This window comes from Treponema parvum (genome assembly GCF_017893945.1).
In the GTDB taxonomy this organism is placed as follows: Bacteria; Spirochaetota; Spirochaetia; order Treponematales; family Treponemataceae; genus Treponema_D; species Treponema_D parvum_A.
In genome coordinates this window covers 254,836-267,826 of sequence record NZ_CP054257.1, presented here as the reverse complement: position 1 = coordinate 267,826, position 12,991 = coordinate 254,836, and the positions used below count along the sequence as shown (strand labels likewise).

13 protein-coding genes are annotated in these 12,991 nt (G+C 44.3%); 2 read left to right on the top strand and 11 right to left on the bottom strand.

The features are described from left to right. Positions 1-130: 130 nt before the first annotated feature. From HRI96_RS01255 to HRI96_RS01240, 4 genes are all read right to left on the bottom strand, one after another. Positions 131-1,303: a Gfo/Idh/MocA family protein gene (locus HRI96_RS01255; RefSeq protein WP_210117734.1), complete on the bottom strand. Its 1,173-nt coding sequence runs from the start codon at positions 1,301-1,303 to the stop codon at positions 131-133. A 287-nt stretch (positions 1,304-1,590) separates the two neighbouring features. After that, positions 1,591-3,291, bottom strand: coding sequence for a sensor histidine kinase (locus tag HRI96_RS01250; RefSeq protein ID WP_210117733.1), 1,701 nt, complete (start codon positions 3,289-3,291; stop codon positions 1,591-1,593). After that, positions 3,251-4,027 (bottom strand): response regulator transcription factor, encoded by a 777-nt coding sequence (locus HRI96_RS01245; protein ID WP_210117732.1) that lies wholly within the window; start codon positions 4,025-4,027, stop codon positions 3,251-3,253. The genes HRI96_RS01250 and HRI96_RS01245 overlap by 41 nt, the downstream gene beginning before the upstream one ends. 132 nt (positions 4,028-4,159) lie before the next feature. Further along, complete coding sequence (locus HRI96_RS01240; protein WP_210117731.1) at positions 4,160-4,984, bottom strand: alpha/beta hydrolase; 825 nt, start codon at positions 4,982-4,984, stop codon at positions 4,160-4,162. A 199-nt stretch (positions 4,985-5,183) separates the two neighbouring features. On the opposite strand from HRI96_RS01240, the gene HRI96_RS01235 reads away from it, so the two are divergent. Next, a complete protein-coding gene (locus HRI96_RS01235; protein WP_210117730.1) occupies positions 5,184-6,083 on the top strand; it encodes a carbohydrate ABC transporter permease in 900 nt (299 codons plus the stop codon). Continuing rightward, positions 6,083-6,916 carry a carbohydrate ABC transporter permease gene (locus HRI96_RS01230; protein WP_210117729.1) on the top strand — a complete coding sequence of 278 codons (834 nt, stop codon included), beginning with the start codon at positions 6,083-6,085 and terminating at the stop codon, positions 6,914-6,916. Before HRI96_RS01235 ends, HRI96_RS01230 begins: the two co-directional genes overlap by 1 nt. Before the next feature lie 89 nt (positions 6,917-7,005). On the opposite strand, the gene HRI96_RS01225 is transcribed toward HRI96_RS01230, so the two are convergent. The 7 genes from HRI96_RS01225 to HRI96_RS01195 form a co-directional block, all read right to left on the bottom strand. Beyond that, complete coding sequence (locus tag HRI96_RS01225; protein ID WP_256729266.1) at positions 7,006-7,878, bottom strand: 4Fe-4S binding protein; 873 nt, start codon at positions 7,876-7,878, stop codon at positions 7,006-7,008. Beyond that, a complete protein-coding gene (locus tag HRI96_RS01220) occupies positions 7,871-8,017 on the bottom strand; it encodes a CD1871A family CXXC motif-containing protein (RefSeq protein WP_210118710.1) in 147 nt (48 codons plus the stop codon). Before HRI96_RS01220 ends, HRI96_RS01225 begins: the two co-directional genes overlap by 8 nt. Beyond that, on the bottom strand, positions 8,007-8,513 hold the full coding sequence (locus HRI96_RS01215) for a TlpA family protein disulfide reductase (RefSeq protein WP_210117728.1): 507 nt from the start codon (positions 8,511-8,513) through the stop codon (positions 8,007-8,009). The genes HRI96_RS01220 and HRI96_RS01215 overlap by 11 nt, the downstream gene beginning before the upstream one ends. Before the next feature lie 30 nt (positions 8,514-8,543). After that, positions 8,544-9,398: a metal ABC transporter permease gene (locus HRI96_RS01210; protein ID WP_210117727.1), complete on the bottom strand. Its 855-nt coding sequence runs from the start codon at positions 9,396-9,398 to the stop codon at positions 8,544-8,546. Positions 9,399-9,403: 5 nt separating this feature from the next. Further along, positions 9,404-10,114, bottom strand: coding sequence for a metal ABC transporter ATP-binding protein (locus HRI96_RS01205; RefSeq protein WP_210117726.1), 711 nt, complete (start codon positions 10,112-10,114; stop codon positions 9,404-9,406). Between the two features lie 378 nt (positions 10,115-10,492). Next, complete coding sequence (gene gltA / locus HRI96_RS01200) at positions 10,493-11,992, bottom strand: NADPH-dependent glutamate synthase (protein ID WP_210117725.1); 1,500 nt, start codon at positions 11,990-11,992, stop codon at positions 10,493-10,495. A 78-nt stretch (positions 11,993-12,070) separates the two neighbouring features. Further along, the gene (locus tag HRI96_RS01195; protein ID WP_210117724.1) at positions 12,071-12,931 is read right to left on the bottom strand and encodes a sulfide/dihydroorotate dehydrogenase-like FAD/NAD-binding protein; all 861 of its coding nucleotides are present in this window, start codon (positions 12,929-12,931) and stop codon (positions 12,071-12,073) included. Between the last annotated feature and the right edge of the window lie 60 nt (positions 12,932-12,991).

Sequence of the window (12,991 nt, the reverse complement as noted above, 5' to 3'; positions counted from 1 at the left end):
GCGTGACGCTTCGAGCGTTATGCTTACAAAATTCTACTCTAAAAGCTCGACCGCGGCTAAGCAAACGGGTTCTCGCCGAAAGCATAGCATTATTTTAGTCTATATTTTCAAAACCCGAAATTCGACCGTTTTATGATTTTGAAGCGCTGCCAAGCGTTATCTCGCCTTCCGCATTGTCTATGCTTTTCAGTTTTTTATAAAAGCGCGGAACCGAAGAAAGCGTCCCTTCTTTCGTATAAAACGGATCGTTTTGTTTTATAGGCAAATGTACGGTCTTTCCCGTCGTCGCAGACTTATAAATGGAATAAATAAGCTCAAGCGCATTCCTTCCGTGTCGGCTTGTAACTTCAAGAGCGCTTTTCCCTTGTAAACAGTCGAGCACATTTGCAATTTCACCGTCATGCCCCGTAAAGCTGAGCTTTTCATAAGTTTTAAACAGATCGTTGAATTTTTTTTCGGATTCGGGATCGGCTTCAGGAAATCCGTTCGGCATCTGCTTCATGCATTTTACCGACCAGGGCACGGCTACGGAAGCTTTTTCACACTGGAACTGAAGATACTGCCTTTCATCCATATCGTTTAAAGAAACGTTTATTTCCGCAAACGCGCCCGGATACGAAAGCAAAGCCATACCTACGTCTTCCACTTCGCTGTTTTTATGGGCGTGATTGCCGAAGATCGCGGTTACCTGATCGGGAAGTTTGCCTACAAACCAAGACAACATATCTATCTGATGTACCGCATGGTTTAGAACACATCCTCCGCCTTCTTTTTCCCAAGTGCCGCGCCACCATAAATCGTAATAATTTGAACCGCGGTACCACATTGAATTTGCTCTGGCGAGCAAAACCTTGCCGAATACGCCGCTGTCGAGCATTTTTTTTACAGTCCACGCATCCTGATAAAAGCGGTTTTGAGAAATTATTCCCAGAACCTTGCCGCTCTTTTTTTCAGCGGCAATCATTTTGTCCGCTTCTTCAAGGCTTGAAGCCATAGGCTTTTCACATAGAACATTTTTTCCGGCAAGTAAAAAAGCGCAGCTCACTTCACAGTGAAGGCTCGGCGGAAGACAAATCGAAACAAGATCTATATCGTCTCTGTTTAAGAGCGTTTTATAATCTTCGGTAACGGTTATGTCTTGGGACATCTTTACGCCAAGGTCGTCCAAGAGCTTGGCGCATTTTTCTGGAAAGATATCACAAAGCGCGACTATTTTACACCTGCCGCCCTGCGACAGATAGCCTTTTAAATGGGAATGCGAAATACCTCCCGTTCCGATAATAGCAACTCTGACCGTGTCCATAATAAATTTATCTCCTGTTAAAGCTATTCTTTATTCCCGGATAAGTAATAAAATGACGCGCTTTGAAAACGAGATACTTAAGGCGAGGTTCCGGACGCGTGACGCTTCGAGCGTCATGCTTACAGAATTCTACCCTAAAAGCTCGACCGCGGCTAAGCGGACGGTGTTCTCGCCGAAAGAACATCTTCTATTATGTCTTTTTTTCAAAACTCAGCATTCATAGTATATAGTCAAATCGTTTTCATAAATTTGCAATGTGTGATTTTTTGCATTAATTGTAAAATATTTTATTGCTGCGTCAAAACAGGCAGCCGCACCCTCACCTTAAATCCCGAAGGAACAGGCAGCACGTCAAGTCCGTATTTTTTTCCGTATTTAAGCTTTATGCGCTCGTTTATGCTGACCAAACCTATGTGAGAAGCGTCAAGTTTTGCAGCCGTCTTAAGCGATTTTCGCAGCTCGTTCCGCTTTTTTTCAGGCAGCGGATCTCCGTCGTTAAAAACAATTACGCTTACCTTATCCGTAACCTTGTAAGTTACCGAAATATTCGTAAACTGCCGTCCCTGATGAACCGAATGCACAAAACAGTTTTCCACAAGCGGCTGCACGCAAAATTTCAGCAGTTTCAAACTGTCCATGTCGTATTTACCCAGATCTATGTCCATCGTAAAACCGAATTTCCCCTTATATCTTACTTCTTGAAGATTTACGTAGCTGTGTATGTACCGTACCTGTTTTGCCATGACAATCTCGTCTTCGTTATCCCTCAAGTCTATTTGAAGAATATAGGAAAGCGCTCTTATGCAATCCAGCGCGCCTCGGCTGTCGTTTTCTTCGATCGCGCATACAATGTTGTCCAGCGTATTGAAAAAAAGATGAGGTCGCATCTTGTTCTGCAAGGTATTAAAACGCGTTTCAGTCTGCATGACTGCAAAGCGCTGATTGTTTTTGGCTACTTCAAACGTGGTAAGAAGCGTGAGCAAAATAGCGATGTTGCTCAACAATGTAATGAAAAAAATCGCAAACCTTATGGTAACCGTATTCTTGGAAATAAAGTCTGCAGGGATACATACCGCCGCAGACAGACCTATGTCGGATCCTTTTTCCATCATCCAAATAGAATTTTTTGTCTTATACGTAAAAAGCTCCAAGCTGCTGTCATAGGAATTAAACTGAGAAAAAATATCGTCCGTTTGCAGCGTAGGAATTTTTTTTCGCTTTATATTGTCCGTAGTTTCAATCAAAACGCCGTCACTGTTGTAAATATTTATGCTTTCAGGCAGATAATTCTTAAGCAAAGCCGACCGTCTGAAATTTTTCATATTTTGCAGCATGTAAAGAGTGTTTACTTCAAAAAACACATAGATATCGTTCAATTTATCCTTTACAAGACAGGGAAGGACGGTTGTAAACCCCATGATTTCTATGTACGGACTAAGAAGAACGGGATAGCCGTTCGGCAACATGGGATCGATCATCGCCGAAACGAACGGACGGTATCTTACAAACGCATTTTCATCATTTACGGAAATAGTCGATATGTAAACATAGTCCGTAGAATTTACGGCGGGTACTGCGGCATCCGAGCGCGCATCGTCGGTGCGGTTTAGCGTTCCGTCTGCTCTTGCCTCTTTACTTTTTTTCTTTACGGCGACAGCATTTCTTATGATATTGTTGCTTCGGGTTATACGCATAAGTTCATCGCGTATAGTTTCATTTGAAGAAGTTTGAAGTATGTATTGGATGGAATTTATTTGCGCCGCTACTATCTTTATCGAATCCGAAATTTCATCGTTAATGCCAAGCGTATATTTGGCAAGGATCTGCATGATATATGAGCTGAGTATTTTTGTGCTTTTTCTTTCCAAAATTATGGAAGTGAACATGGAAGCGCACAGCAATCCGATTATGATAAATAAGATCACTATCGTGTTGTTTTCGGATATTTTAAGTCGCGCTACTTTGATGATTTTGTTTTTCTTTTGCATGATAATCCAGCTGATATTTTCTCGGCGTAACTCCCTGTAACTTTTTAAAACAATGATTTAGATAAGAAGAATCGCAAAATCCCGTTTTATCCGCAATCTCATCTAAAGAACAGTCTATTGATGATTTTTCCAAAAGCGATTTAACCACCTGTACTCTATAATATTTTACAAAATCAATGAACGTAATCCCTAAATACTTTGTAAACCTGCTTGAAAGATACGCCGCCGATACACTCGCCTGTTCGGCAGCGCTGCTAAGCTGAATTTCACTGTCATAGTTGTGTTCGACATATTCCATCGCCTTTTTGATGTATCTGGGCAGCAACTGATCGTAATATTTATTTGTTACAGGCGATATTATACCCATCTTTAACCGTACTTTATCCAGCATTTTAAAAAACGTGCTTTCAAAAATGGGCTTAAGAAGATAATCCAACGCTCCGAGCCTTATGGCTTTTTGGGCATAAGAAAATTTATCGTATCCGGAAATTATTACGCAAATTCCGTCCCATTTTTTTGAACGCACATATTCAAGCAGGTCCAGTCCCGTTCCACCGGGAATAATAATATCCGTAAATATACAATCAATTTTGCATGTATTAAAAGCTTTTATCGCTTCCTCATAGGTTGAAGCGGTTGCAACGATTTCAAATCCGCCTTTATAGAGTTCTATATAGTTACGGTATCTGGCAAGAGCGCGCGGTTCATCTTCCACTACAAGCAGTTTAATATCCACAACTTATCCTTAACATCGAGTTTTCGAAAATGCCGCATTCGTGCGCTCTTTGCGCACAGCTATAATCAGCGACGTTTCGGCTTTATCCGAAACTCGTCGTTTAACGAGACCGCGATGTCTCAGCGGTCGAAGTTAAACCTTCCTCTTCTTCCCCGGCGTATGATAAATATCCGTCCGCGGAAGCCACGCCAAAAAACTGTCAAGCTCCTTATCCCAAAGCGGCCATTCGTGGGCATATCCGTCCGCTTTTTTATACGTGTGCTCGATCCCCGCTTTTACAAGTTCTTTTTCAAACCAGTCCTGACAGGGAACTAAAAAGTCCTTCGCTCCGTAAGAATAGTACAGCGCCGGAAGTTTTTTTCCTTTGCCTGCCTGCCGTTTAATTATATTTATCGGTTCATATTTTTCAACAGTCTTTTTGTCAAGCGCATCGTATTTTCCCAGCACATCGGTTGTAAGCGTGGTAGGCGGAGAAAAGGCTCCCACCGCACAAAATTTGGCAGGGTTCGAAAATCCGTGGAGCAAAGCTCCGTAGCCTCCCATAGACAAACCTGCAATATAAGTATCTTGAGCTTTTTTAGAAAGCGGAAAAAACGCGCTTAAAAAATCCGGTAATTCCTTTTCAAGGAAGTCCCAATAGTTCGGGCCGAAAATTCGCGTCGCCGTATAACCCAAATTCAAGTCCCCCATGTCTATATAAAAATTGTTTTCCGCAGACATAGTCACTATCGCGATACTGTATTCTTCAGCATATCGTTCAACACTGGTATAACGTTCCCACGAGCCGAAATCGCCCCAATAACCGTGCAGCAGATAAAGCACCGGATAAGGAGCCTTAGGCTTGTGAGTACGGACTCCGGCAATTATTTCGTCGGCTATGAGGCCGGGAATCATAACGTTAATCGCTACATTCCTTTTCAAAGTATATGAAATAAAATCGACTTTCAGATGCGGCATATTCCCTCCCAAAAAAACGACGCTTTAGACCTAACATATTGTTTATTGAATTTTGATAATTTGCAATTCATTTTTTATAAATTTCCGATCTTCCGGTAAAAAATTTTACAACAATAGGCAAAAATTGTTAATTGTGAAAATAAAAAAGCCGTCTGATAATCAAAAAAAACGGTTTCAGAATCTTTTACGGGAGTGTAAAATGAACAGTATTATTTCCGGCAAAAAAAAATCAATAAAACCAGAATACATAGCGGCCGTTATTTTTCTTTTGCCTAATCTGAGCGGCTTTTTGGTCTTTACCGTGTGGCCCCTAATCTACTCTCTGATACTCAGTTTTATGGACTGGGGAATCCTTAACAAGCCTACTTTCATAGGAGTCAGCAATTACATAGACATCGCTAGGGACGGCAATTTCTGGATATGCTTACGCAATACGGCCTTGTATTCCTTTATAAAAGTTCCTCTAAATCTGTTCTTTTCTTTACTGCTCGCCGTACTTTTAAACAAGGCTTTAAGGGCCAGAAATTTTTTCCGCACGGTGGCCTTTCTTCCCGCAGTATGCTCTTCCGTAGCGGTCGGCGTTATATGGCAGCCGCTCCTTGAATCCAGCGGCAACGGGCTTGTAAACCATATCCTAGGCTTCGTAGGAATAAGTCCCATACCCTTCCTTTCTTCCACCGCGTGGGCAATGCCGTCGGTAATCTTTGTAGGAATCTGGAAAGAGCTCGGCTATTTTATGGTAATTTATCTGGCGGGACTTCAAGGATTGTCCAAAACATACTACGAGGCGGCGGCCATAGACGGATCGGGAGCCGTAAATACGTTCTTTAAAATAACGCTTCCGCTTTTGGCGCCCACAACATTTTTCGCCTTTGTAACGTCGCTTATAGGTTCATTCCAAATATTCGACTTAACTTCCGTGCTGACCAACGGCGGTCCCGCAAACGCCACGAATACCCTTGTTATGTACATATACCAAAACGGATTTAAATGGTTCAGGATGGGTTATGCGTCGGCGATAGCTCTAATTCTGTTCCTGATAATATTTGCGGTTACAATGATACAGAATAAAATCGTAAACAACGGAGCGGCGGAATAATGAATAACATTGCAAAGAAAAAAATAGAAAATCTAATATGGTATATCGTGCTCTTTATCCTTTTTTTGTACTTATTCATACCTTTTTGGTGGATGGTCGTAACAAGTTTTAAAACTTATTCCGAAGTATACTCAAAGCCTTATTCGCTCATGTTTACGAGCTTTCACTGGCAAAACTATCCGGACGTGCTTAAATCTATGCCGTTTTTCAATTACCTTTGGAACACGATAAAAGTTTCGGTCTTTGTATGCCTCGGAACCCTCGTAACATCGGGAATGGCGGCCTATGCGTTTTCAAGGCTCTATTTTCCGGGACGCGACATGCTGTTTTACATCTATCTTGCTACGCTGATGATCCCACGGCAGGTTATTCTCATACCGAATTTTCTTTTGTTCAGACGTCTCGGTCTTCTTGACACCCACTGGGCGCTAATACTGTCGGGCACGTTCACCGCATACGGAACATTCCTTTTGCGTCAGTTTTTTCTTACCATTCCGCGGGAACTTGAAGAAGCCGCCGTCGTCGACGGGTACGGATATTTTTCCAGATTCGTGCGGATAATTATTCCGTTGGCAAAGCCCGCTCTGACAACGCTTCTTATAATCACGCTGCTCAACATTTGGAACGAATACCTGTATGCGCTCGTATTCCTGCAAAGCGACCACACCCGCACGTTAACTCTGGGGCTTGCTCTCTTGCGGGGCGACTTTGACATAAAATGGAATCAGGTTATGGCGGCCACAATATTCAGCATCGCGCCCATCGTAGTGGTTTACCTTTCGGCGCAGCGGTATTTTGTTGAAGGAATAGCGCTTACTGGCATTAAAGGCTAGCCGGCGGCCTACGCTAAGGGCAAAAATTCTTGCCGGAAGCGACAAGTAAGCGTCTTCTCCTTCCGGCGCCTCCGCAGCCGGACAGGCGTTTAAATACTTTTTTCGCTTTGGAAAATTTTATTTTGCCCTAAGGCCACTATATTTAAAGCGCCGAATCGGCACCTGGCTATGCACTCATTGCATCTTATACATTCCCTGTCGTTCACGTTTAAGGTATCCATCTGACACCCGAGCGTGCAGGCATTGCAATGCGTGCATTTGGTATCGTCGCGTTTTATGCCGAAAACCGCAATCTTATTAAAAAACGAATAGACGGCTCCGAGCGGACAAAAAAAACGGCAAAAAGGGCGGAACATAAAAACGCTCCATACGGCAAACACAACCGCCGTGGACATCTTCCATGAAAAAAGCAGCCCCAGCGCGCTCCTTAGCGTTTCGTTCATTACGATTAGGGGAAGCCCTGCCCCCAAAGTTCCCGCGGGGCAAAGGAATTTACAAAAAAACGGAGAACCAAGCCCGTCGCGCACAAAAAAAACGAACGGCAGGAGTATGCATAAAACGCCGAGCAATAAATACTTCAGCAGCGCGGCCTTTCTTGTTATCTTAACGGATTTCCGTGTTTTCCTTATCTTTTTAGACGGAATTTTATAAAGCAATTCCTGAATCAGGCCTGCGGGACATAAAAAACCGCACACCATGCGGCCGATAAGAGTTCCCATAAGCATAAGAAATCCCGTCACAAAAAACGGGAATTTGCCGTTTGCGATGATGTTTTGAATAGATCCCAGCGGACAGGAAGAGATCGCTCCCGGGCAAGAATAACAGTTCAATCCCGGAACACAGACATTTTTGATGACGGAACGGGATATTCCCCCTGAAAACCAATTTGTGACGTCCGCGTTGTAAACGAGCATGGCCGTAAACTGAATGAGCTTTCTTCGTATTTTATTCTGCCTAACCAAGACCTATGCACTCCATGCAGACGAAAACCGCTTTTTGAAAAATAGCCGCATTTTCGCCGAGCAAAACGCCCGCAAAAATCAAAGCCAGAGAAGAAGCGATCAAAAAAACACGCAGAAATTTCGGCGGCTCACTTTTCATAAGCGCTTACAAACGAAGCAAGTTTTTCAGGCGTCATAGCGCCCACAAACACATCTTCGATTTTTCCGTCGGGAGAAATCAAAAAACTTGCCGGAATACCGAATACTCCGTATTTTTTCGCTATGGCGCCGGAAGCGTCAAGACCGCCGGTAAAAGTATAATTGTTTTCTTTCATAAAAGCGGATCGGGATTTTTCGCTGTCGGAAACGCAAACGGCAAGAAAAGCGAGTTTGGAATCCGTTTCTGATGAGAGCTTTTCCGCAAGTTTATTCATTTCAGGAAGTTCCGCTCTGCACGGAGGGCACCATGTAGCCCAGAAGTGCAAAAGCAGCGCCTTTCCGCGGTAGGAGGCAGGGTTCACAGCCTTTCCGTCGGGAAGCGTCAATGAAAAATCAGGAGCTGGCGTTCCTTTTTTTACGGACTGAGCCGAAGCGGTTACGGCTAAAAAAACCATCGCAAAAATAACTGTAAAAAAATATTTATTTTGTCTTTTCATACTATAAATTACAAAGTTCCTATTTAAAAATCAAATTTTTTTAGCCGCTTTAAGTTTTTCTACAAGGCGGCAAATCAAAAACACAAGCAAATCCGTGATTACAATAGTGGCGCCGACCGGCGTTTCAAGCAGAATTGAAAACACTATCCCGAATACCGAGCATAAAACGGACACGAGAGCGGAAAAAATTATCACCGACTTGAAATTTTTAAACAAGCGCATCGAAGACAGTGACGGAAACACTATAAGCGCGGAAATAAGCAGCGAGCCTACAAGATTCATCGCAAGAACAATAACAACGGCAATTATTATCGCAATTATAAGATTATATACATTAGTTTTGATTCCTGTTGCGCGTGCAAAATTTTCATCAAAGGTGACGGAAAAAATCTTATGATAAAACAGCAAAAACACAGCGATTACCAGCATAGAAAGAACGACGCAAAGGTAAACATCAGTTTTTGTTAAAGTAAGTATCGACGTCGAACCGAAAAGCGTAGTGCATACGTCTCCGGAAATATTTGCCGACGCAGAGAACATGTTAACCAAAAAATACCCCACCGCCAAAGCCGAAACTGAAAGCATGGCGACGGCCGCATCTCCCTTGATCTTCGCATTTCGCCCGGTGCTCAGCAAAATAATCGCGCATATCACCGTAGCAGGCAATATTAAAAACATATTGTTTGAAAGCTTCAATACCGTAGCTACGGAAAGCGCCCCGAACGCCACATGAGAAAGCCCATCGCCTATGTAGGAAAAGCGTTTTAAAACAAGCGTAACGCCCAAAAGCGAAGAACACAGAGCTATCAAAACGCCTGCGATCATCGCATATTGCACAAAGGGAAAGGTAAAATAAAGTTTCAATGTCTGTAATATGTCCGCCATAAAATTCATCGCGGCGGCGCGAACATTTTGCCCGCGTCGCTTTTTAAATATTCCTCCGTCGTCCCGAAAAAAACATAGTCGGCAATGTGCAATATGTGATCGGCATATTTTACGGCCGCGGCTATGTCATGAGAAATCATGATCACGGTAATGCCCTCGTCGTTCAAATCCTTTACGATCTCATACATTTCAAGGCTCGCCTTAGGGTCAAGCCCCGTCACAGGCTCGTCAAGAAAAAGCACCTTCCCCGCAGCGCAAAGCGCCCTTGCCAGCAAAACCCTTTGCTGCTGACCGCCGGAAAGTTCACGGTAGCACGAATTTTCAAGCCCGCTTATGCCGAGCCGCTGCATGTTTTTTTGTGCAAGAAGCTTTTCGTCTTTGTTGTAAAAAGGGCGAAAACCGCAGCGGTTAAGACAGCCTGAAAGCACTATCTCCTTTACCGAAGCCGGAAAATCCCTTTGAACTATCGTCTGCTGCGGAATATAGCCTATTTCGCCCGCACGAAAGCCTTCGTTGAATATGATTTCACCGCCGAGCGGCGGCATAAGATGCAAAAGAGTTTTTATCAAAGTCGTTTTGCCCGACCCGTTTTCACCGACAATGCAAAGATAATCACCCTGATGTATGGAAAAACTAATATTTTCCGCAACGACTTTTCTGTCGTATCCTAAAGTAAGATTTTTACATATCAGCTGACATTTCGAATTCTTAACCATTTATAATTTGCAAATTATATGCAAATTACGCGCATTGTCAATTATCCAAAGTACGTATTGTCAATTATGCCAAATGTTTTTTAAGTTTAGGAGCAGCTCTTATCGGCAAACCGCCGTTTTGCGGTTCGCTCACGCTCAGCGTCCTCGCTTCGCTGCGGTCGCCAAGCCGCGCCACGGCGGGCTGGGCATGTTTGCAAGCCCCTGCTCATAAAGCAAAAACCGGCCGAAAACGTCGCTTATCAACTGTGCGCAAGATGCGCACGAATGTGACATTTTCAAAAATCGAAATTTCCTCGTATGCCGCATTTTAAGGAACGTTTTCGGCCGGCTGCCGTCTTATGGTCTTATAAAATAGCCTTTAACCGTTCGGAATATTTTTCAGTTTTTTGCCAAATATTCGTTAATCGACGCCGCAGCCTTACGACCTTCGCCCATCGCAAGTATAACGGTTGCAGCTCCGAGTACGATATCCCCGCCGGCCCAAACCTTCGCGTGAGAAGTAAGCTGATTTTCGTCGACAATGATGTGGCCGTGCTCGTCGGCGTTAAGGCCGGGAGTGGTCTTTACCATAAGAGGATTGCTTCCGTTCCCCAATGCAACTATGAGAGCATCGCAGGCGATTTCATGTTCGCTTCCGTTTATCTTTATGGGTCTTCTGCGTCCCGACGCGTCGGGCTCTCCAAGCTCAAAGCTTATGAGCTTTACGGCCTTTATGTGTCCGTTTTCGTCGCCTATAACTTCAACCGGGCTTTCAAGGAATTTGAACTCTACGCCTTCTTCTTCCGCATGAGCGACTTCTTCTTTACGAGCGGGAAGTTCTTCGCGTGTCCGGCGGTACAATATGTAAACCTTTTCAGCTCCCAAGCGGTAAGCCATACGGGCGGCGTCCATGGCGACGTTCCCGCCTCCGGACACGCACACAATCTTCGACTCGTAAGTCGGCGTATCGGACTTTTCTCTCATATAGGCCTTCATAAGATTGGCCCTTGTAAGATACTCGTTCGCGCTTATAACGCCTATAAGGTTTTCACCGGGAATTCCAAGGAATTTAGGAAGTCCCGCGCCCGTTCCCACAAAGGCGGCGTCAAAGCCCTTTTCATCCAAAAGCTGCCCGAGCGTATAAGTCCGTCCCACAAGAAAATTCGTTTCAAAATGAACGCCCATGTTTTTAAGGTTTTCAACTTCTTTGGCCACAATGGACTTGGGCAAACGGAATTCGGGAATGCCGTAAACCATAACGCCGCCTTCCTTGTGAAAAGCTTCAAACACGGTAACGTCGTGACCTGCGCGGCGTGTGTCCGCGGCAACGGTAAGTCCCGCAGGGCCGGAACCTATGATCGCAACTTTTTTGCCCGTAGACTTCGCCACTGCCGGAGCTGTAGTAAGGTTGTTTTCGCGCTCAAAGTCGGCTACAAAGCGTTCCAGTCGTCCGATAGAAACCGCCTTATCCGTGGACTTAAAAATCTTTCCGACCGTACATACGCCTTGGCACTGCGTTTCCTGAGGACAAACACGTCCGCATATTGCGGGAAGAAGATTTGTCGTCTTGATTATATCTACGGCAGCCTTAAATTCTCCCTTTGCAACTTCCGCAATAAATTGCGGGATAGGAATATTTACAGGGCACCCTGAAACGCACGGCTGATTTTTACACTGAAGACATCTTGCAGCTTCAACTACCGCCTGCTCCTTTGTGTAACCGAGCGCAACTTCCGACATCTGTCTTGCGCGGATTATAGGTTCTCTTGAAGGCATATCCTGTTGAGGTATCGCCATTCTGTCTTTAGGCGTCAATGCGCTTGCTTTAAGTTTTTCTTTTATTTTATCGTATTCTGTTTTTCCGATTTCAGTAAGTTTTTCTGCGGATATGTGTGACATATAAAATCTCCCTTAGAATGCGGCATTGCAAAAACACTATTCCCGAAAATACCGCATTCGTGCGCTCATTGCGCACAGTTATTTTGATATTTCAAGCGCGTCTGCCTGCGCCTGAAGCTTACACTTATGAAAGGCTTCGGTTTCCTGACTTTTAAAAGCTTTCATCCGCATAATCATATTGTCAAAGTCCACCTTATGCCCGTCAAATTCCGGACCGTCCACACATACGAATTTAGTTTCATCCCCTATGCTTACCCGGCATCCTCCGCACATTCCCGTACCGTCGATCATGATCGTATTTAAAGAAACCGTTGTGGGAATCTTATACGGTTCTGTCGTCTTGCATGAAAACTTCATCATTATCGGCGGGCCTATGGCGATAACTTCGGAAGGAGGATTCGGTGATTTGCATATCTCTTCAAGCGGAACGGTAATAACACCCTTACGCCCTGCGCTTCCGTCGTCGGTCATAATGATCACCGTGTCCGCGATCGCCTTCATTTCATCTACAAAAATAAGCAGATCCTTGTTGCGCGCTCCGATTATCATGATAACCTTGTTTCCTATGGCCTTGTGCGCCTGCACAATCGGATAACAAGGAGCCACTCCTATTCCGCCTCCCATGATAACTACGGGCTTGTCCTGTTTTTCAACTATGGAAGGATTACCCAACGGGCCCAGTACGGAACCTATCTCGTCTCCTACTTCAAGTTCCGCCAGTTTATAAGTCGTCGCGCCTACCACCTGGAACACAAGTACTATCCAGCCTTCCTGCGCGTTTGCATCGGCAATAGTAAGCGGAATACGTTCGCCGAAGTCGATATCGATCTGCACTAAAACGAATTGTCCGGCCTTCCTGTTCCTTGCGATATTCGGCGCTTCCAGTTTTAAATAAAACACATCGGCAGAAAGCTGCCGCTTTTCAATGATTTTGAACATATGTTTCCCTCGTATACAGTTTCAGTCTGATTTTAATGATACTACAAAGATTTGCTGCGG